A 20,781-nucleotide genomic window follows, 5' to 3' on the forward strand; every position below is an offset into this window, starting at 1 on the left:
GTGCGCGTGTGCATGCCGTGTGTGCCCACATGCCGTGTGGCACATCCTGTGGGCACGTGCACCGTAGTTTCATGTTCCGCGGCTATGTACCCTGTGCCCCTTCCTCACGGCTGGCCTCCGTTGTGCCGTTCCATGCCGTTCAACAGATTTGAAGGCCTCCTTCTGCTGGCAACCTGTCAACGGTGGTATCATGTCTCCTGCTAGTATTACGAAACGAGTAATACGTAACACCAATAAAGGGGTCATCATGAAATTAGGGGCTAGGCCGCGTTGCATCTCAAACGATGGGGGACGTGCATGTCGACGTGACGGTTTCGACCGCGGCGCATCACGGCGTCGTGCCGCCGGCGGCACGGATGGTCTCCCCATGGACCGCGGGCTCACGCGCCGAGGGCTCCTCGCGGGCTCTGCCGCGTGTGCCGCCCTGGCTACATCTGCCGCCTTGTCGGGTTGTGGCTCTCGCGGCAACGGCGATGCCGCCGGCAGCGCACCGGCGGGATCGGACGGCGCCGAGCAGGTCATCGTCGCCATGAACACCACGAGCGAGCCTGCGGCGGGGTTCGATCCCCTCGTCTCCTGGGGCTGCGGCGAGCATGTGCACGAGCCGCTCATCCAGTCGACGCTCATCACCACCGACGAGGACCTCAACGTGGTGAACGACCTGGCGACCGACTACCTGTGCTCCGAAGACGGCCTGGTGTGGACGTTCACCATCCGCGATGACGTCGTGTTCTCCGACGGCGAGCCGCTGACCGCGAACGACGTCGCCTTTACCGTGAACGGCGTCATCGAGAGCCCCGCATCCGAGGCCGACCTCTCGATGGTCGACCGCGCGGTCGCGGTGAGCGACACGGTGGTCGAGCTGCACCTCAACAAGCCCTACAACGCGCTGCTCTACACGCTCGCCGTGCTGGGCATCGTGCCCGAGCACGCGTACGGCGAGGAGTACGGCACCCATCCCGTCGGGTCCGGTCGCTACGTGCTCGAGCAGTGGGACAAGGGCCAGCAGGTCATCTTTGCCGCAAACCCGCGCTATTACGGCGAGGCGCCCACGATGAAGCGCGTCATCGTGGTCTTTATGGACGAGGACGCAGCCCTTGCCGCCGTGCAGGCGGGCGACGTCGATATCGCCTACACGTTCGCGACGCACGCGGGACAGCACTTTGAGGGCTACGAGCTCGCCGCGTACAAGACGGTCGACTCGCGCGGCATCTCGCTGCCGTGCGTTCCCGCGGGCGGCACCAAGTTGGTCGAGGGCGACATGGCCTATCCCATGGGCAACGACGTCACGTGCGACGTCGCCGTGCGTCGGGCCATCAACTGCGGCATCGACCGCGAGGCCATGATCGAGCGCGTGCTCGACGGGTACGGAAGGCTGGCCTACTCGGTGGGCGACGGCATGCCGTGGTCGAGCGAGGACATGCACGTCGACTTCGACCTCGATGCGGCGAAGCACCTGCTCGATGAGGCGGGATGGCAGGTGGGCGAAGACGGCGTGCGCAGCCGCGCCGGCGTGCGCGCCGCCTTCGACATCTGGTACTCCTCGGACGACTCCGTTCGCCAGGCCATGGCCAACGAGTTCGCCAATCAAATGGCGGAGCTGGGCCTTGAGGTCACCCCGCGCGGCGGCAGCTGGGACGAGATCTACCCTCAGCAGTTCTGCCAGCCCATTTTATGGGGCTGGGGCTCAAATTCGCCGGTCGAGGTGTACGAGCTCCACTACTCGACGGGCTGGGGCAACTACAGCTGCTACGAGAGCGAGGTCACGGACGCGTATCTGGATCAGGCGCTCGCGCAGACCGATATCGAGGCGTCCTACGATTTTTGGAAGAAGGCCATGTGGGACGGGACCGAGGGCGTCGCCCCGCAGGGCGCTGCCACGTGGGCGTGGATGGCCAACGTCGACCACCTCTACTTCAAGCGGACGAATCTGGACGTCGCCCATCAAAAGCCGCACCCCCACGGCCACGGATGGTCGCTGGTGAACAACGTCGACGCGTGGAGCTGGTCGTAGCGTGAGGTATCGGGGGGTCGGTCATATCGGACGGTTCGCCCTGCGCGAGCTCTTGAGGTTCTGCCTGCTCATGCTCGCGGTGAGCCTCGCGACGTTCGCCCTCGTCGCGGCTTCGCCCATCGATCCGGTCCAGGCCAACGTGGGGCAGCAGGCGCTCATGGGCATGTCCGCCGCCAAGCGCGCGCAGCTCGCCGAGCATTGGGGCGCCGGCACGCCGCTGCTCGAGCGCTATGCGCTGTGGGCTCAGGGCGCGTTACATGGCGATTGGGGCGTGAGCCTGCGTTACAACGCCCCGGTTGCCCAGGTGGTGGGCGAGCGCTTTGCGAGCTCGTGCGCGCTCATGCTCACGGCGTGGGTGCTTTCCGGGGTCATCGGCGTGCTGCTGGGCATTGTCGCCGGAATCCATCGGGACGAGCCCGTCGATTGCGGTATCCACGGCGCGTGCATCGTGCTGTCGTCGACGCCCGCCTTTTGCGTGGGCATCGTCGCCCTCATGGTGTTCTCCGTCGCGCTCGGTTGGTTCCCCCTGGGTTTTTCCGCTCCCATCGGCGTCCACGCTGCCGATGTCTCCCTTCTCGAACGGATCCACCACATGGCGTTGCCGGCGCTCACGCTCGCGCTCACCGGCGTGCCGTCCGTCGCGCTGCACACGCGCGAGAAGGTCATCGATGTCATGGGAAGCGACTACGTTCGGTTCGCCCGTGCGCGCGGCGAGTCGACCGGGTCGATTCTGCGCCGTCATGGGGTGCGCAACCTGATCGTGCCGGCGCTGACGCTGCAGCTCGCCTCGGTGGGGGAGGTGTTTGGCGGCTCGGTCCTCGTGGAGCAGGTGTTCTCCTATCCCGGTTTGGGCCAGGCCGCCGTCACGGCGGGCCTGGGCGGCGATGCCCCGCTGCTGGTGGGGATCGCGCTGGGCAGCGCCGCGTTCGTCTTTGCGGGCAACGCGCTCGCCAATGTGCTGCATGCGCTCATCGATCCGCGCGTGCGCGAGGGGAGGCGCGATGATGCTTCGCGATGACAGGCGCGCGTGTCCCTGCCGCGACGGCGGTCGCGAGTCGCGCGGGGAGCCGACCACCTTTCACGTGCCGGTGTATCGCGGCGGGGGTAACCGCGCGCGCTTGCTGCGTACGTGCGTCGCGTGCACGGCGTTGCTGCTCGGCGCGGCGCTCGCCGGCCAGCTGCTGGCGTCTCGCGCCGGTTCGACTGACTTTGCCGCCAAGATGCTCGCGCCGTGCCTCGAGCATCCCTTCGGCACCGATCAGATGGGGCGCGACATGCTCGCCCGCACGCTCGCGGGCCTCTCGACGTCCCTGTTCGTGGGGCTCTGCGCCTCGGTGGCGTCCGCGGTGATCTCGCTTGTCCTGGCGGTGGTTGCCGCGTACGGCGGGCGCGCCGCCGACGCCTGCGTCTCCTGGCTGACCGACCTGGTCATGGGGATACCGCACATCGTGCTGCTCATGCTCATCAGCTATGCGCTGGGGCGCGGCTTTTGGGGCGTGACGGTCGGCGTCGCGCTCACGCATTGGCCGAGTCTCGCCCGCGTTTTGCGTGCCGAGCTGATGCAGGCCCGCCGCGAGCGCTATATCGAGGTGAGCGAGGCGCTGGGAGTCTCTCGCGCGCGCATCGCGCTGCGGCACCTGGTGCCCGCGGTCGTGCCCCAGCTCGTCGTGGGGGCGGTCTTGTCGTTTCCCCACGCCATTTTGCACGAGGCCTCCATCACGTTTTTGGGTTTTGGTCTGTCGCCCGATGAACCCGCGATCGGCGTGATCCTCGCCGAATCGATGGGGTATCTCACGGCGGGCGCGTGGTGGCTCGCGCTGCTGCCGGGGGCGGCTTTGGTTGGGTGCGTGCTGCTGTTCGACGCGATGGGCTCCGCGTTGCGCCGCTTGGTCGATGCGCGGACATCGCAGGAATAAGGATGATAGGTGGTTGAGATGGGCATGGCGGTCGATATTCCGGGCGGCGCGCACGGCGATGGCGAGCGGCATCATCACCACACCCACGCGATCGGCTCTCGCCATCCCGGTGCACACCATGTGCTGACGGTGGAGGGGCTGAGCGTGTCGTTCGACCGCTACGAGGCGGTGCGGCCCGGGTCTGCCCGTACGGGCGGGCTCGCGCGCTTCCGTTCATGCTCGGGCGCCGGGCGCGGAGGGCGTGGGCGCGAGGGCGGCTCGCGCCGGTCCGCGGCGGACGGTTCGCGCGCTGCGGGAGGTGTTGTGGGGCCCGGCACCGCGTCTTCTGCAGGCGGGCGTCCCGGACGCGCGCGCGGGCACGCCGGCCGCTGGGAGCGCGTCTCGGGGGAGGTCTTGCACGGGCTGACGCTCTCGGTTCATGAGGGAGAGATCGTCGCCGTGGTGGGCGCGAGCGGTTCGGGCAAGACCGTGCTGGCCGACGCGCTTTTGGGGCTGTACGAGCCCAACGCGACCGTGCGGGGCACCATCTGGTTCGATGGCGTCCGGCAAGACGCCGCGTCGCTTGCCTCCCTGCGCGGAAGCGGCATATGCCTGGTTCCCCAGAGCGTGTCCCATCTGGACCCCCTCATGCGCGTGGGCGAGCAGGTGCAGGGCGCGCCCCGGGGTCGCACGCGGGCCGAGCGCGCCCGGGACCGCGCGCGTCGCGAGGCGCGTCAACGCGAGCTGTTCGAGTTGTACGGCCTGGCGCCCGAGGTCGCGCGGATGTATCCCCACGAGCTATCGGGCGGCATGGCGCGGCGCGTGCTGCTCATGAGCGCCTTGATGGAGGAGCCTCGCGTGCTCATCGCCGATGAGCCCACGCCGGGGCTCGATCTTGCGTTGGCGATTCGCGCTGTCGACGACCTGCGCACGTTCGCGAATACCGGCGCGGGCGTCATCCTCATCACCCATGATCTGGAGCTTGCGGTGCGCGTTGCCGACCGTGTGGCCGTGTTTAAGGAGGGTCGCATCGTCGAGGAGACGAGCGCGTCGAGTTTTGCGGATCCCGCGCTGCTGGAGCATCCCTTCTCGCGCGACCTGTGTCGGGCGCTGCTCGCGTTGCAAGAGGCGCAAAGGCGTCGCGAGGTGGGTTCGAGCGTGGCTGGGGACGAGTCTCTGCAGGGTGCGGGGGGATTCGACGCGCCCGTGAGCGACGATGCATCGGAGGGTGCGGTTGGGTTCCTGCGTGAGGGTATGCCGGGGGGTCTCGCTGCGCCGCTGCATAGGAGCACGCTGGCCGCCCCCGTTGCGTGTCCGACCGATGATGCGCCGTTGAGTTCCGTCGGGGCCTTGTCCGACGACGCGCCGGTGTCTTGCCCTGCGCCCGTGGGCGACGATGCGCCACTGCGGTGCGCTTTGCCCGAGGGCGCCGAAGTATCGCCGGGTCCGGTTGGATGCCGATCCGCTGCCTGGGAAGACGCCGCACGCGCTACGGATGCGCCCCGTGCCCTGGATGTACCTCAAGTCGTGGATGCGTCCCGTGCCGTGCCTTCGCCCCGCTCTGTCAGCGCAACCCACACCGCGCCTTCGCCCCTCACCGCCAACACGACCCACACCGTGACTTCACTCCGCGCCGCGGGTGCGTCCCGCACCGCGGATGTGCCCCATGCCGGTAATGCACTCCACGTCCCTGTGCTTGAGGCGCGAGGTCTCTCGTGCGCATTCGGGAGCGACCGCGTGCTGTTCCGCGATCTTGACCTATCCGTGCATGCCGGTGAACGCGTGGCGATCGTGGCGCCCTCGGGAGCCGGTAAGACCACCTTGTGTAGGATTCTGGCGGGGTATAGAAAGCCCGATGCGGGGTGCGTGCTGGTACGGGACGTGCCGCTCGGGGGCGCAGCGCCGGGTCCCCACTCCGTGCCGCCTGAGGATGCAGCGCCGGGTCCCCGCTCCGTGCAGCCTGGGAATGCGGCGCCAGGCCCTCGCTCCGTGCAGCTGATATCCCAGCATCCCGAAAAGGCCTTTGACCCTCGCATGCACATGCGCGATTCGCTCGCCGAGGCGGGGGACTTGACGGATGCCCGCTCCGTTGATTTGCGCGCGCGGTTTGGTGTCAGGGATGCCTGGCTTGACCGGTTGCCACATGAGCTTTCGGGCGGTGAGCTCATGCGCTTTTGCTTGGTCCGCGCCCTCATGACGGGTCCGACGGTCTTGATTTGCGATGAGTCGACCGCGATGCTCGACCTGGTGACTCAAGACGAGCTATGGAGCCAGATACGCGAGCTGCAGGAGTCGTGGGGCTTTGGATTGATCTTGGTCTCTCACAGCCCGGGCGTCATCGCCCAGGTTGCCACTAGGCTGCTCTATCTGTAATTGGCAGTCCCTGCGGTTCGCCTTCTTGCGCTCCCTGCGGCGGGCCTTCCCGCATTCTTGGGCTGGGGGAGCGCTCATGGGCGATCTCCGCAGTTAAATTTCCCGCGCTCTTGCGCCGAGGCGGTGTCCGAATGCGGTCGAAGAACCGTTTGACCGTCCACGAGGAGGGCGAGCGATCACCAGCTCGCCCTGTCGATCGTTGATATTCCAATACGCGACTGCCCTCCGTTTTGGGTTGGGGAACCGTTTGATTGCCGTCATGGAACCGTTTGACCGTGTTCAGGGGGGGGCAGGGCGAAACGGCCATCTGGGGCGATCGGTCGGCGACCACTCGATCCGGCCTGATCGCAATGCCGTGAAAGCGAACGCGCCGCCCTTATGGACGGCTCAAACTGTAAGGGGGATAACTGGTGTCCGGGGTCTCCCAAGGAATCGACCATTGAGTTACAAATCGGGTGCGTGCATCTTCTGAGCTGGGATATCCTTTGTATCTTCACAATATCTCAGTTTTCTGAGATTGATGCTTGCGCGATGCGTGACGTTTCCGTATAGTATTTCCTCGCGCTGAGGCGTGACGCGCATCACCTTGGGATGTCGTCTAATGGCAGGACAGCGGATTCTGGTTCCGTCAATGGGGGTTCGACTCCCTCCATCCCAGCCATATGCGCTGCTTGCTTCTCGCTTTTGGCCCGTTCGTCTAGCGGTTCAGGACGCCGCCCTCTCAAGGCGGAGATCACCGGTTCGAATCCGGTACGGGCTACCAAGAGTTTTCGGAGCACTCGTAAGCTCCTCTACATAATGGCCCGTTCGTCTAGCGGTTCAGGACGCCGCCCTCTCAAGGCGGAGATCACCGGTTCGAATCCGGTACGGGCTACCAAATCTGAATTTGGCGAACCCTCTGTTGGTTCGCCATTTTTCATTTCGATTGAAATCTTGCATGCGTTTGAACGGCGATCTCGCAGGCGTTTTGGGTGCCGTGGGGCGCAGACGCCCTTATGGCTTGCCATGTCGGCAGGGTGACCTCGCAGGCATTTTGGGTGCCGTGGCGCGCAGGTATTGAGGGGCGCGAGTGTTTAGAGGACGGTCCCGGAAGCATTTCGGGGTGCAGACATTCCGGTTGTTTTACCGCGGCATTTAAGGGAGCTTACGTCAATGAAGCGGGGACAAAAGTAGTTGCGAGTACTTTGGGTTGGCAATTTGGGGATTGCCGTTTTGAGACTTGGCACGCGCATTCAGGCATGCAGGAATTTTAAGAGCCGTTCCACGTGCATTCTAGGGTGCAGCATTTCGGATGTCGTGCCGTGTTCGTTCGTTGGTGCGGGCATTTTGGGAGCCGCCTTATAAGCGCCCGTGGGTGCATGGCTTTGGAGCCGACTCGTGATTTGTTTTTAAAAGAACACACGCTGCTCTCGCGAATTTGTATCTCGCTCCCCCCCGAAACGCTGTCACGTTTCGAGGGGTGGGTCTTCATGTCACGGATTCTGTTTGATAAGAAGCTCGCTGGATATAAAGTTCACAACGAAGGCCAAAAGGTTAATATCGATATGTCTAATCTAAAAAGGCACCGTGCTGCTCAAGGATGTTAACCACCATTGTTGTTATCCCAAGCAGATTGATGGCGATCACAACTGCGCGAAAGAAAGATCGCGCGGCGCCATCGTCGCCCTTTCAAGCCGATTGATAACGACCGGTCGATTCTGAAAAGTGTCGCACTGCTAAGAACGTTGCTCATTCATCGTTGACTTTTCATATGGAATCGAATTGCGAGCCTTACGGCGGCAGGGTTGTTCCATGTGTCGTGGAGCATCGGATGGGAGCAAATTGCGCGACCTCAATAGCTTGAAAGCGGCGTTGAGATACAAACTTCCGGTATTGGGAAGCTATATTGAGTTCTTTCAAGTAGATGACGTTTTTTCTAAACAAAACCGCAGGTCACAAAGGTCAAGTCCATTTTTGTGTGTAAATTCGCAACCGCCGCTTTCTCCTATGCCGCGAGCCTCAGCTGGCGCTGCTCGCGCGCGATGACCTCCAGGCGCGGGACCACGCCCTGCAGCTCCTTCACGGCCGGCGAGTAGAACAGCCTGCGACCGGCCGCCCAGCGCTCGCCCTCCTCGATGAGCACGGCCCCGATCAGCCTCGCTATCGAGTCCGCGTTCGGGAACACCTTGACCACCGACGACCTCCTCTTCACCTCCCCGTTCAGCCTCTCGAGGTGGTTCGACGTCCGCACGACCCGCCGCAGCGCCTCGGGCAGCTCCATCACCGTCATCGCGTCGTCGAACCCGGCGTCGAGCCGCTCGACCGCCCTGGGCGCGGCCCCGGCGTAGTCGGCCGCGATCTCGTCGCGCCTGCGACGCGCCTCCGCCATGGTCTTCGCGTTGAACATCTCCGCGAGCTCGCCGCGCAGCCCGACCCTCAGGCGCTTCGGCGCGGCGTCGACGACGTTGCGGGCGAAGTGGGCCTGGCAGCGCTGCCAGGGCACCTCGGGGAACACGGACTGCAGCGCGGCGACGAGCCCCTCGTGCGCGTCGGTGGTCGCGAGCCGGACCCCCGACAGGCCGCGGCGGCGCAGCCCGGCGAGGAACCGCGTCCAGCTCTCGGTCGTCTCGGCGTCCGCGACCTCGAAGCCGAGCACCTCCTTGCGGCCGTCCGGCGTGAACCCGATGGCCACGAGCAGCGCCTTCGCCACGACCCTGTGGCCCTCGCGGCACTTGATGTAGGTGGCGTCCGCCATGAGGAACGGGTGGTCTCCCTCGATGGGCCGCGCGAGGAACTCCCCGACGATCGCGTCGAGGTCGCGGCACGCCTCGGAGACGCACTGCTTCGAGAAGCTCTTCCCGCAGATGGTCTCCATGACCCTGCCGACCTTGGCGGTGGAGACGCCGGAGACGACCATCTCGGCCATGGTCGTGACCAGCGCGGCCTCGCTGCGGCTGTAGTTGTCGAAGACGAGCGTCCTGAACGGCGCGTTCCGGTGCCTCGGGACCGTCAGCTCGATCGTGCCGACGCGCGTCGCCAGGGGCCTCTCCCTCGTGCCGTTGCGCACGTCGGTGCGCGCCTCGGCCCTCTCGTAGCGGGCCGCCCCGAGCTGCTCGTCGGACTCCGCGAGCAGCACCGCGTTCAGGGACTTCTGCAGCAGGGCCGCGAACGCGCCGCCGGTGTCGCCGGCGAGAAGGGAGAGGATCTCGTCCTGGTCTAGTGTAAGATTGATTCGAGCCATGCTCGTCCTCCAAGTAATCGTTGTGGTTTGGCGATTGCAAGTTTACTTGGTCGGCGGGCCTCTGGCTCGCCTTTGCTATTTACACCACTTTACGGACGCGACCGTCACAAAGATTGATAAAGACCTTATAGTCGAGTAATCGCGTGAGAGATTCCCAATACCGAAAGTTTGTAAATCTTCCTGTAACGAATAGTGAATATTGTCCTGCGACGTTCGTGAAAACTGGGTGATGTGGGCGTTTCCCGGTGCGTCCTTCGCCGAGTGTCGGAAGATGCGCGGCGTTTGAAGGGAAGCCAACCAATCTCTGGTGCTTACCTTTGGAGTGTCGACTCGTGAGTTGTTTGGGGGAGCGTTGACGAGTGATTTGAAGCTGTGCTGTGCGCGGTTATGAGCTGTCTTGTGGGCATGTTGAAGCCCGGGTTACTGGATGGATCCCGTCTGTTGTCAAGCGGGCGATATGAATGGCTAGCATGTTTAGAGGGAACAGGCAATGAGCGCGTGGAACGCATAGGCATATGGGGGATTTGAATGGCTACAGGATATGGCTAACTGCAGGATATGAATGGCTGCAGGATATGGCCAGTTGCGGGATATGACCAAGTTGCGGGATATGACCAAGTTGCGGGATATGAACGGCCGGAGGATATGACCGATGACATCGATCATATCCTGCGTCAACATTGATGATTGGGCCGTTGCGCGCAGGATATGCATGACGTGACCGTTCATATCCTGCAGTCGTTCATATCCTCCGGCCGCGACCGTTCATATCTTGAGGCTGCCTCATTCTTTGGCCGCTAAGTTGCTCGTTTGTTTAAGTGTCCGTGCGCCGAATTTCTCGAAATAACACGGCTGCACCGGTGCTTTCACGTTAAATAAGGCGCATTGACGTAGCCTTGCTTGCCAAAGGGCCGTATTGCCGCTGGGGAAACTTGTCGCCCACCGCGGGGGTCGCTTGGTCTGCCGGGTGGTCGTGCGGTGGTCGCGGACGGACATAGCACTCGCGACGCCCGCCGGGACCCGCTCTACCCGCCAAGATGGGGATCGCCTCATGGCCGGGCGTAAGGTAGTTTGCTCGCACCCGGCCGGCGTGCTTACTGATACCGCAGGCACTCGACGGGGTCGAGCTTGGCGGCGCGGCGAGCGGGGTAGTACCCAAAGACCAGGCCGATCACGATCGAGATACCCACCGCAATGGCTATGGCGCCCGGCTCGATCGCCGGCGTGAGTGCGGCGCCCGTGCTGCCCATGCCGGTCATCGATCCGAGGTCGAACCCGAGCGCGCCCGCCCCGAAGGCGAGGCCCCAGGCGATCGCGTACCCGGCGAGCGTGCCGATGATGCCGCCGGACACGCACAGCGTCGCGCTCTCGGTGAGGAACTGCAGCGTGATGTCGCGCCCCCGCGCGCCGAGCGCCCTGCGCACGCCGATCTCGCGTATGCGCTCGGTTACGTTGGTGAGCATCATGTTCATGATGCCGATACCTCCCACAAGGAGCGAGATGCCGGCGACCGCGCCCATGATGAGCTGGAAGGACATCATGAAGGTGTCGAGCTGGTCGATTGAGGACTTCATCGACCACACGGAGACCATCGACTCGAGCTCATCCTCGGCGATGCCCTTGAGCTTGCCCACCTGCTCCACGGTCTGCTGCTGCACCGCCTCGATGTCGGCCCCTTCGCGCGCAAGGCCCACGACGCTCGACAGGTAGTCCCAACCCTGGCCAAAGTCCTGGCGCACGGTCTCGGTGGGCATGTAGACATTGCAGTAGTCGGTTCCGGTCATGCCATCGTCCACCACGCCCAGCACGGTGAAGCTCTTGCCGTTGAGCTGGATGGTCTTGCCCACGGCGTCGGCGCCGGGGCTGCCAAAGAACGCCTCGATGCCGTTGCGGCCGATCAGCGCCACGCGCGATTTGGACTCCTCCTCGGCGTCGGTGTAGATGCGCCCCTCCGCGAGCCGGGAGGCCGCGCCGGTCATCTCGAGGTACGTGGCGCTCGCGCCGGTGATGCCGACGCTCAGGCTCTTATCGCCCATCTGCACCTGGGAATAGCTGTCGTAGGTGCCCTCGATGGCCTCGTAGTCGGGCATGAGGCGGGCGAGGTCCTCGATGTCGTCCTCGTCGAGCGGGTAGCCGCAGTTGATATAGACGATGCGGGCGGCGTTGAGGCCCATGCCGCTGATGAGGCCGTTGCGCACGCCGCCGATCAGCGACGTCATGGCTATGACGGCCGCGATGCCGATGACGATGCCGAGGATGGTGAGCAGGCTGCGGCCGCGGTTGGCCTCCAGCGAGCGCATCGCCTCGCGCATAAGGTCGATGATGCTCATCGCGGGCCTCCGATCGGGTTGAATGGTCCCTCAAGTGGGCGTGAGGGGGATGTGAGGGGGCTTAAGGACGAGCCACGGTCACCGTGCTCGTCCGGGACGCTTCCGTCGCCGCGCTCGTTCGGGATGTTCTGGTCGCCGCGCTCCTCTGACACGCCCCGACCACTGCGCTCCTCCGGCACGCCCCGACCTCCGCGCTCGACCGCCGCGCCTCGGTCGGTGTGCTCGATCGGCACGTAGGCGCCCTGGTAGATCCGCCCGTCGCGGATCTGGACCGCGCGATCAGCTTCCGCGGCGACGCCGGGGTCGTGCGTGATGAGCACGATGGTCTTGCCGGCGCGCTTGAGGGCGTGGAAGGTGTCCAGGACCTGCCTGCCGGTCGTCGAGTCCAGGTTGCCCGTGGGCTCATCGGCCAAGATGATGGCCGGGTCGTTCACCAGGGCGCGCGCGATGGCGACGCGCTGCATTTGGCCGCCCGAGAGCTCGTTGGTGCGATGGTCGTAGTGGTCGACCGGCAGGCCCACGGAGCGCAGGGCGTGCACGGCGCGCTTCTCGCGCTCGCGCCGCGGCACGTCGGTGTAGGCGAGCGGCAGCGTGACGTTGTCCAGCACGGTCATGCGGGGCAGCAGGTTGAAGCTCTGGAACACGAACCCGATGCGCAGGGCGCGCACCTCGGCGAGCTCGTCGTCGGTGAGCTCGGCCACGTTCAGCCCCTCGAGCAGGTACTTGCCGGAGGTGGGCGTGTCGAGGCAGCCGAGGATGTTCATGAGCGTGGACTTGCCGGAGCCCGAGGGACCGGTGATGGCCACGAACTCGCCGGGATACACGGAGAGCGACACGTCGTGCAGGATGTGCGCCAGGCCGGCATCGCTTTCGAAGATGCGGTGGATGTGGCGGATGTCGATCACGGGGCGGGCGTGCATCGCATCTACGGGGCGCGCGGGCATCACATCACCGCCATTCCGCCGCCGACCGCACCGCCGCTGTCCATGGAGCCGTCCGCGCCCATGCTGCCGCCGGCGATCACGAGGACGTCGCCGTCGGCGAGCGGGGAGGCGGGCATGTCGGGATTTTGGTCGGACGCCGCGTCGTCGGGTTTCCCGACCACGGCGAAGTCGTCGTTCTTGGCCAGGACCTCGACGTCGACCCGCTCCATCTCCTGCGTCTCGGGGTCGGTCTGGCGGTTGACGTAATAGCTCGCGCCGTCATCGGTGAGCAGCGCCGTCGTGGGCACCATCACCACGTTGTCGATCTGCTGCGTGGTGAGGGAGACCTCCGCCGTCATGCCGGGCTTGAGGCGCGCGTCGGGGGCGTCGATGAGGATGTCGACGGCGAAGGTGGGCGAGCCCATGCCGTCGTAGGACATGGACGAGCTGTCGGTCGACGCGATGGACGCGATGGCGGTGACGCGCCCCGTGAGCACGAGGTCGGCAAACGCCGGGCAGGTGATGGTCGCCGTCTGGTCCACGGCGACGCTCGCGATGTCCTGCTCGTCCACCTGGATGGTCACCTTCATCTTGGAGAGGTCGGCGATCTGCATGAGCGGGCCGGTCGCGCCGGAGCCGCCCATGTTGTCGGACAGGTCGGTGCCCACCTGCGCGTTGAGGGCGACGACGGAGCCGGCCGCCGGGGCCTTGACCGTGCGAAGGGCGGCCTTGGCGACGGCGTCGTCGTAGGCTGCCTGCGCCGACTCCACCGCCGCCTGCGCGGCGTTCACGGCCTGCTGGGCGCTCGAGACGTCGACGGCGGGCATCGAGCCGTCCTGTTGGGGCACGGCCGCCTGCGCCTTCGCGTCCTTGAGCGCCTGCTGCGCGGAGCCCAATTCGGACTTCGCCTGGCGCAGCGCGCGGTCGGCCTCGGCGACGGCGCGGTCGAGGTCGGGGTTCTTGATGGTCATGAGGACGTCACCCTCGTTGACCGCCTGGCCGGCGACGACGTTGATGGATTCGACCTGGCCGGTGACCTCCGGCGTGATGATGGTGGAGGACAGGGGCTGCAGGGTGCCCTTGGCGTCGACCACCGTCGAGAAGGTGCCGAGCATCGCGATGTCGGTGACGGGCTCCATGACCTGCTCGGGCTGCTGGTTGAGGGCGGTGATGGTCACCGCGCCGCCGATCACGACGGCGGCGGCGATGCCCGCCGCGATGGCGCGGTGGATGATCTTCTTGCGGCGGCGTTCCGCGCGCTTGGCTTTGAGGGCGGCGTACGCCTCGGCGTCTGAGCCCTCGAGCGGCGTCCCCTCAACGGGTGCGCACGCGTCGAGCGCGGGGTCGTCGTGCGCCCGTCCGCCGCCGCCCGTCGAGGCCGGGCCACGGCGGATGACGGGGACGACCTCGGGCACCTTGAGCACGCGCGTCTCCTCGGGGGCGTCGCCGAGCGTATCGAGGAAGTCCTTCTTGGGGTCGCTGCCCTGGTTGTCGTGAGTCACGTTCGTTCCTTTCGTGTGTGCGGTCTGGAGCGCGGGTGCGTCCTACACGGCGTCTTCGCGCAGCGTCTGCACGATCGAGCCGGCACTTGACTTGCGTAAAGCATAGAGGGTCGAGAGCGCGAGCACGCCCACAACCAGGCCAATGGCGCCAAGCACCCAGCCGAGCGGCATCTCGAAGTCGAGCCCGGCAAAGCTCAGGCTCATCGCCTGGAAGACCATGAACGTCACCGCGGCGCCGAGCACGAGGCCGATGACGAGCCCGCGCAGGGCGTAGCTGGCGCATTCGAGGGCGATCATGCGCCAGAACGCGCGGTTGCCCATGCCGATGCTCTTGAGCATCGCGAATTCGCGGCGGCGCAGGATGATCGAGTTCGTGAGCGTGTTGAACACGTTGGCCACGGCTATGGCGGTCGTGATGGCGATGAAGCAGTTGATGAACAGCTGGATGGTCTCGTACATGACGCGCGCCTGGCGCACGTTCTCCGCGTTGTTGTTGAGGTACATCCGGTACCACTCGGCGCCGCTGAGGTCGCTGTCGATCATCGCGTCCATCTCCGCCTCAACCGATCGCGGCTGCTCGGCCGCAAAGGAGAGGTAGGCGTACATGGTGTTGCCGTAGCGTCCCTCGCTCGCGTGGAACGCGAAGGGTGCCGCGAGGCTGCCCGTCTCGACGTCTGACGCGATGTCCTCGGAGCCCTCGGCGAGCGCGGGGAGCGCGGAGGCGGGCAGGATGAGCGTCGGCCAGATCGAGGCGTATGAGGTGACGGCCTTGGGGAGGGTCTTGACGATCGCCTTGACGGGGAGCTCGAGGCTCTGGGCGAGCACGTCGTCCAAGGGGCGCGAGATCTGCTGGTACAGCGCCTCGTCGTATTCGTCGTACTGGGTTTCCCCCTCGTCCCTGTACCCCTCGTAGCGGGCGACCGGATCGCCGTTTTCGTCGACGCCGATCTCGACGAAGGGGCTGTCCTCGATGGGCGCGATCTGGGTGAACAAGGTCGCGGTGCCGGTCGAGGTGAACAGGTCGCGCACCGAGTAGCGCCTGCCGTCGTTGGACTGCGTGCCGTTGAGGGCCACGGCGACGGGATGGTCGGGGTCGGAGTACGTGGCGCGGTCGAGTTCGTTCTCATCCAAGATCTCGTTCCAGGAGTCCTTATCCAAGAACAGGATGGATAGGGGGGCGTAGATCCGTCCGTCATCGGCTAGGCCGCGATCGGGCATGTCGTACTCCTCGCTGTTCGCGGTGAGCGAGTCGAGGTCGAGCATGCTCTGGTCGAAGCTGCCGTAGAGGGACGTCTGGAGCATGTAGCCCTCGCCCGTGGCCCCCTCGACGTGGGCCAGGGCGCGGTACGCGCGGTCGATGTCCGCGAGACCCTCGGCGGTCGACTCGTCCTCCTGGATCAGGCGGTTGAGGCCGACCTCGATGTCGCTGCCGCCGCTGTCCGCCACGCGCGTGAGGAATCCCAGGTAGTGCGAGATGGCGCCGGAGATGATGATGAGCGCGACCGACACCGCGAGCGACGCCACGGCGACGCGCCCCTTGGAGCTGGCGCGGGTGAGGTTGCGGTGCGCGAGCATCCCGGGCACGCCGGCGATGCGCATGCGCAGGCGGTCGAGGGCGCGGGCGGTGGAGGGGCGGCGGTGGCCGTCGCCATGAGCCGCCGTGCGCTGGCTTTTGCGCTCGCGGCGCGAGAGGCGCACGTCGCGCGATTGGCGGATGGCGTCGATGGCGGAGACGCGGCTCGCGCGCCATGCCGGGACCGTCGCGCTCATCAGCACGGTGAGGAGGGCGAGCAGCGCGGACAGCGCGATCACCAGCGGATCGACCGTGATGGCGGTGAGGCCCGTGCCCGCGAAGACCTCCTGGTCGATGAGCATCCCGATGCCCTCGCCCGCGATGTTGAACACCACGAAGGTGCCCGCCAGGCCAATCGCCAGGCCGGCGGGGATGCCGATGGCGGCCAGCATGAGGGCTTCGGCGTACACGCTGCGGCGCAGCTGGCGCTTGCTCGCGCCGAGGGAGGAGAGCAGGCCGAACTGGCGCGTGCGCTCGGACACGGCGATGGCGAACGAGTTGTAGATGAGCGAGACGGAGGCGACGATGACCACGCCGGAGAGGATGGCCGCCAGCGTGTAGAGCGTGCCCCAGATGGCGCGGTCGTCGACCAGGCCCTGGTAGCGCAGCAGGCCGTCGTGCAGGTGGGCCGCCGGCCAATCGGCCGTCTGGGCGGACGATTGCGACGGGTCGACCTCAGCGGACGCCGCGTTCGATGCGCCGGTGTACTCCTCGACCAGGGCGTCGATGTCCGCCCGCGTTGACAGGTTGGTGGCGAGATAGGCGCTCGCGACATGTCCGGTTGCGTTGGGCGAGGCGACGAACGCCTGGTAGCCGGGACCGCTCGAGTCCCATTGGTCGTAGATGCCCTCGTCCGAGGGGGCGTAAAAGCCGACGACCTTGAACGTCTGGGCGGGCGCGGGGTCGGCGAGGTACTCCGATATGACGTCGCCTTTGGGGCTCTCCGTGGTAAAGAGTGCCTCGTCGTAGCGGCAGGGGTACTCGTCGTTGGTTTCGGGATCGATGAACATGCGCTGGCCGAGCGACACCTCCATGGTGCTGCCGATCCCGAGCTCGCCGTCCCACGCGACGCGCGGCACGGTGTCGTCGCGGCCGGTGGTGGGCAGGCTGTCGTACAGCCATGAGCCGCCGGTGGTGTTCAGCCCCTTGAGGTCCCGCGGGAGCACGATCTCGTCGGGCGCCTGGGGTTCGCGTCCCTCGGCGATGGCGGGAAGCGGCTTGAGGTCGCCCACGGCATCGGCGGTGGGCCATTCGTGCGCGCTCAGGTACCGGCCCCAATACCCCTCAAAGCTGACGGGCATGAGCGCGTCGCCATATGAGACGCGCTCGTAGATCCGCTCGATACGGGGGTCGCTCCGCAGGGACGCGAGGTCGGCGTCGCTTGCGTCCACCAACTCGACCTGCCAGGTGCCCTCGGTGACGATCTCGGCTTTGAGCAGGCCCTGGTACAAAGTGACGACGCTCGTGAAGATGGCAGTGATGAGCGCGCAGGACAGGGCGATGCCGATGACGGAGACGATGCTGCGGGATCGGTTGAGCTTGAGCGAGCGCGCGGCAAAGCGCCAAAAGACGCCGCCGCGCGGCGTTGCGGTGTCGTGTTCGCGGGTGGTCATCTTAGGCCCTCCGCTCGTCGCGCACGATGCGGCCGTCCTCGATGGCGATCACGCGGTCGGCCATGAGGGCCACGTTCTCGTCGTGCGTGATCACGATGAGGGTCTGCTTGAATCGCTTGTTCGACGCGCGCAGCAGGCTCATGATCTCCGCAGAGTTCTTGGAGTCGAGGTTGCCCGTCGGCTCGTCGGCGAGCACCACCGAGGGCGCGTTCATGAGGGCGCGCCCGATGGCCACGCGCTGCTGCTGGCCGCCGGAGAGCTGGTTGGGCAGGCAGTGCTCGCGCCCGCTGAGGCCGAGCGCCTGCACGAGCGACGAGAGCCGCTGCTCGTTGACGGGCCGCCCGTCCATGAGCACGGGCAGCGTCATGTTCTCGACCACGTCGAGGACGGGGATGAGGTTGTAGAACTGGTAGATGAGGCCCACCTCGCGGCGGCGAAACACGGCGAGCTGCTCGTCGCTGCGGGCGAAGATGTCCTGGCCCTGCAACTTGACGGTTCCGCTCGTAGGGCGGTCGACGCCGCCCATGAGATGCATGAGCGTCGACTTGCCCGACCCCGAGCTTCCGATGATCGCGATGAACTCGCCCGCCTCGACCGAGAAGCTCGCGTCGTTCAGGGCGGTGACCGCCGTGTCGCCCGTGCCGTACACGCGCGTGAGGTGCTCAACGGTGAGGATGTTCATGGTGGTCCTTCCCTCGTGCAGATTGGTATCTACGATACTGGGCTTTCGTCCTTTCCGCACCATGACCCGCGTGTGACAGTTCTGTCATGCGGGGGATGTCGGCCCTCAGCTGCCCTCGGCGGTTCCTGCGCGCGAGGTATATCCCGGCGAGCAAGGTACGACCCACCGGGCGAGGTGTGTCCGCTAACAAGGTACGACCCACCGGGCGAGGCGCGTCCCGCCGAGCAAGGTGTGCCCCGCCGGCAAAGTACATTCCGCAGAGCAAGGTGTGCCCTGCCGGCAAGGTGCATCCCGCAGAGCAAGGTGTGCACTGCCGGCAAGGTGCATCCCGCAGAGCAAGGTGTGCACTGCCGGCAAGGTGCATCCCGCAGAGCAAGGTATGTTTCATCGAGTGTGCACAAAACCAACGTTTGAGGGGCGTCAAACGTTGGTTTTGCACACACTCGACGCGCCGAGGGCACGTTGGTCGGTGCGGGTACGCAGGCGGACGCGCGAACGCTCACTCGACGCGCGCGTGTGGGCGGGTCGGTACGGGATGGCGTACGAGCGCGTTCAGGTCGACACGGGTTGTCGTGCGGCCGCGGGTCGGAACGGGTCGGCGCGCGTGTGCGCGGGCGTTCAGGTCGGTACGGGCCGGCACGTGCCCGTGCGTGCGGCCTGACCCGTACCCGCGCGCACGTCGGCGCTAAACGATCGCCTTGAAGAACACGAGGGTGAAGACGGCCCCGGTGACGTCGCCGCTCGCATCCCGCGCGTTGTCGGCGGTGAGAGTGCCGCCCTGCGCGGCCACCAGGCTCTTGGCGAGCGAGAGGCCGATGCCCACGCCAACCGGGGCAACCTCGCTCGACTCGACCGCATCGGCGCGCTTGCCGCGGTAGAAGCGCTCGAAGATGTGGGGGAGGTCCGCCTCGTCGATGCCCGGCCCCGTGTCCTCGATGCGGATGCGGCAAGCGAGGATGTCCTCGGTCGCGCGCACGCGCACCGTCCCGCCGGCGGGCGTGTGCTCCATGCAGTTCTTGAGGATGTTCTCGAGCGCCTCGACGCTCCATGCGAGGTCGCCCTCGTACCCGGCGCCGGGCTGGATCGAGGTTTCGAAATCGACGCCGGCGATGTCGAACGCCACGGCGAGCGGCTCGAAGCTCTTGCGGACGAGCTCGCGCGCGTCGACGGGCGCCTTGACCAGCTTGATCACGCCCGCGTCGATGCGGGCGAGCTTGAGCAGGGCGGCAACGAGGTCCTCGACGCGGCCCTGCAGGCGCTGGACCAGGCGAAGCCGCTCCACGATCTCGGGCGCGTCCCCGCGCTCCGCCAGGCGGTCGCGTATGAGCTCGGTTGAGATGGCGATCGAGGTCAAGGGCGTCTTGAGCTGATGCGATATGTCCGTGAGCGCGTCGGAGAGGGCGAGTTTTTCGGCCTGGAGCTCATCGACGGTGAGGTTGAGCCGTGCGATGACCTTGTCGACCTCGCTTGCGAGGATGGCGAGCTCGCCTTCGCGCATGTCGCGCAGGCATATGTCGCGCTCGCCGGCGAGCACGCGGTCGAGGTTCGCCGCCATGTCGTTGAGCGCGCGGTAGCGGATCGCCGTGAGGGCCATGAAGACGCCCGTGACGATCAGGCCGGTCGCCAGGGCGCAGCACGCCGCGACGAGCGCGACGGTGCGCGGGGACGTCTGCAGGGAGATGACAGCCGTGTCCCGCGCCGCCCCGGCGGTCGTCGCGAGCATGAGGGACGTGCCGCCCGTCCCGTCGAGCAGCATTCCCGTCAGGCCGTAGGCGGCCGCGGCCCCGATCGCGCTCAGGATCGCGCCCGCCGCCACCGCGCAGCGCACCTCCCTGTTCTTGAGCACCATGCGCTAACCCCTCGCCTTGTAGCCCAAGCCGCGCACGGTCTGGATGAGCTCCGGGCGGCTGGGGTCGCCCTCGATCTTGTCGCGCAGCCGCTTGATGTACACGGACAGCGTGTTCTCCTCGATGTAGGTGCCCGCGCTGTCCCACAGCGCATCGCGGATCTTGTCGCGCGTGATGAGCTTGCCGGGGTTGGTCGCAAAGAGCAGCAGCAGGCGGTATTCCAGGGCGGAGAGGGTGAGTTCAGCGCCCTCCCGCTCGACATAGGCGCGGTCGGTGTCGATGCGGATGGGGCCGAGCGACACCACGCGCCTGCTCGGCTGGGAGCGCCGGATGGTCGCGGCGATGCGGGCGAGCAGCTCGCGCGGGCGGAAGGGCTTGGCCACGTAGTCGTCGGCGCCCATGGTGAGGCCGGTGACGGTGTTGAACTCATCGTCGGAGGCGGTGAGGAAGATCACCGGGACGTCCGGCGTCGCCTCCTTCACGGCGGCGCACACGGCGAAACCGTTGCCCTGCCTGAGGGTGACGTCGAGCAAGATGAGCTGGTAGGGATGGGCCCCGCCCGAGTCGACGGCGAGCTCGATAGCCCGTTGCTGCGTGTCGGCCGTGTCCACGCTGTAGCCGGATCCGGCGAGCAGCTCGGTGAGGGAGTCGACGATGAGGGGGTCGTCCTCTACAAGGAGAATGCGGGTGGGCATGGCATCGCCTCCGGGCGCGGGTTCGTACGGGTGTGGTCGGCTTTGGGCTCCGCGTTCACCCACGGGGGTTACGTGCGGCGCGCTCGACGCAAGAGTTATTGTAGGCGGGCGTTC

At 66.3% G+C, this 20,781-nt stretch carries 11 protein-coding genes, 3 tRNA genes and 1 pseudogene; 7 read left to right on the forward strand and 8 right to left on the reverse strand.

The window, feature by feature from the left end; genetic code table 11:
* The first annotated feature begins 367 nt into the window (after positions 1–367).
* The 7 genes from LK434_RS02855 to LK434_RS02885 all read left to right on the forward strand — a co-directional run bounded on the left by LK434_RS02855 (position 368) and on the right by LK434_RS02885 (position 7,159).
* Positions 368–2,014 (forward strand): ABC transporter substrate-binding protein, encoded by a 1,647-nt coding sequence (locus LK434_RS02855; protein WP_006721342.1) that lies wholly within the window; start codon positions 368–370, stop codon positions 2,012–2,014.
* 1 nt (position 2,015) lies between these two features.
* Complete coding sequence (locus tag LK434_RS02860; RefSeq protein WP_006721341.1) at positions 2,016–3,032, forward strand: ABC transporter permease; 1,017 nt, start codon at positions 2,016–2,018, stop codon at positions 3,030–3,032.
* Positions 3,016–3,930, forward strand: a complete 915-nt coding sequence (locus tag LK434_RS02865) for an ABC transporter permease (RefSeq protein WP_006721340.1) — start codon at positions 3,016–3,018, stop codon at positions 3,928–3,930. Before LK434_RS02860 ends, LK434_RS02865 begins: the two co-directional genes overlap by 17 nt.
* Before the next feature lie 18 nt (positions 3,931–3,948).
* The gene (locus tag LK434_RS02870) at positions 3,949–6,282 is read left to right on the forward strand and encodes an ATP-binding cassette domain-containing protein (RefSeq protein ID WP_227917901.1); all 2,334 of its coding nucleotides are present in this window, start codon (positions 3,949–3,951) and stop codon (positions 6,280–6,282) included.
* Between the two features lie 587 nt (positions 6,283–6,869).
* Positions 6,870–6,943: transfer RNA gene (locus LK434_RS02875), tRNA-Gln, on the forward strand.
* 25 nt (positions 6,944–6,968) lie between these two features.
* Positions 6,969–7,045: transfer RNA gene (locus tag LK434_RS02880), tRNA-Glu, on the forward strand.
* A gap of 37 nt (positions 7,046–7,082) precedes the next feature.
* Positions 7,083–7,159: transfer RNA gene (locus tag LK434_RS02885), tRNA-Glu, on the forward strand.
* 1,107 nt (positions 7,160–8,266) lie between these two features.
* On the opposite strand, the gene LK434_RS02890 is transcribed toward LK434_RS02885, so the two are convergent.
* From LK434_RS02890 to LK434_RS02925, 8 genes and pseudogenes are all read right to left on the reverse strand, one after another.
* Complete coding sequence (locus LK434_RS02890) at positions 8,267–9,502, reverse strand: IS256 family transposase (RefSeq protein WP_006722195.1); 1,236 nt, start codon at positions 9,500–9,502, stop codon at positions 8,267–8,269.
* Between the two features lie 1,094 nt (positions 9,503–10,596).
* The gene (locus tag LK434_RS02895; protein ID WP_006721331.1) at positions 10,597–11,832 is read right to left on the reverse strand and encodes an ABC transporter permease; all 1,236 of its coding nucleotides are present in this window, start codon (positions 11,830–11,832) and stop codon (positions 10,597–10,599) included.
* A gap of 248 nt (positions 11,833–12,080) precedes the next feature.
* Positions 12,081–12,752, reverse strand: a pseudogene (locus LK434_RS02900) (ABC transporter ATP-binding protein); the annotation flags it as partial.
* 23 nt (positions 12,753–12,775) lie between these two features.
* Entirely contained in the window at positions 12,776–14,257 is a 1,482-nt protein-coding gene (locus LK434_RS02905; protein ID WP_006721329.1) for an efflux RND transporter periplasmic adaptor subunit, read from the reverse strand.
* 42 nt (positions 14,258–14,299) lie between these two features.
* The gene (locus tag LK434_RS02910) at positions 14,300–17,443 is read right to left on the reverse strand and encodes an ABC transporter permease (RefSeq protein WP_227917823.1); all 3,144 of its coding nucleotides are present in this window, start codon (positions 17,441–17,443) and stop codon (positions 14,300–14,302) included.
* Position 17,444: 1 nt separating this feature from the next.
* On the reverse strand, positions 17,445–18,125 hold the full coding sequence (locus LK434_RS02915; protein WP_040361271.1) for an ABC transporter ATP-binding protein: 681 nt from the start codon (positions 18,123–18,125) through the stop codon (positions 17,445–17,447).
* Positions 18,126–18,810: 685 nt separating this feature from the next.
* The gene (locus tag LK434_RS02920) at positions 18,811–19,974 is read right to left on the reverse strand and encodes a sensor histidine kinase (protein WP_006721324.1); all 1,164 of its coding nucleotides are present in this window, start codon (positions 19,972–19,974) and stop codon (positions 18,811–18,813) included.
* 3 nt (positions 19,975–19,977) lie between these two features.
* Positions 19,978–20,667, reverse strand: coding sequence for a response regulator transcription factor (locus LK434_RS02925; RefSeq protein WP_006721323.1), 690 nt, complete (start codon positions 20,665–20,667; stop codon positions 19,978–19,980).
* Positions 20,668–20,781: the final 114 nt, after the last annotated feature.

It is taken from the genome of Collinsella stercoris DSM 13279, from assembly GCF_020735465.1.
Lineage (GTDB): Bacteria > Actinomycetota > Coriobacteriia > Coriobacteriales > Coriobacteriaceae > Collinsella > Collinsella stercoris.

Excerpts from the sequence above, each read along its gene's own strand:
- LK434_RS02855 (WP_006721342.1), top strand. The coding sequence starts at position 368 with ATGGACCGCGGGCTCACGCGCCGAGGGCTCCTCGCGGGCTCTGCCGCG.
- LK434_RS02865 (WP_006721340.1), top strand. The coding sequence starts at position 3,016 with ATGATGCTTCGCGATGACAGGCGCGCGTGTCCCTGCCGCGACGGCGGT.
- LK434_RS02870 (WP_227917901.1), top strand. The coding sequence starts at position 3,949 with ATGGGCATGGCGGTCGATATTCCGGGCGGCGCGCACGGCGATGGCGAG.
- LK434_RS02890 (WP_006722195.1), bottom strand. The coding sequence starts at position 9,502 with ATGGCTCGAATCAATCTTACACTAGACCAGGACGAGATCCTCTCCCTT.
- LK434_RS02895 (WP_006721331.1), bottom strand. The coding sequence starts at position 11,832 with ATGAGCATCATCGACCTTATGCGCGAGGCGATGCGCTCGCTGGAGGCC.
- LK434_RS02910 (WP_227917823.1), bottom strand. The coding sequence starts at position 17,443 with ATGACCACCCGCGAACACGACACCGCAACGCCGCGCGGCGGCGTCTTT.
- LK434_RS02915 (WP_040361271.1), bottom strand. The coding sequence starts at position 18,125 with ATGAACATCCTCACCGTTGAGCACCTCACGCGCGTGTACGGCACGGGC.
- LK434_RS02920 (WP_006721324.1), bottom strand. The coding sequence starts at position 19,974 with ATGGTGCTCAAGAACAGGGAGGTGCGCTGCGCGGTGGCGGCGGGCGCG.
- LK434_RS02925 (WP_006721323.1), bottom strand. The coding sequence starts at position 20,667 with ATGCCCACCCGCATTCTCCTTGTAGAGGACGACCCCCTCATCGTCGAC.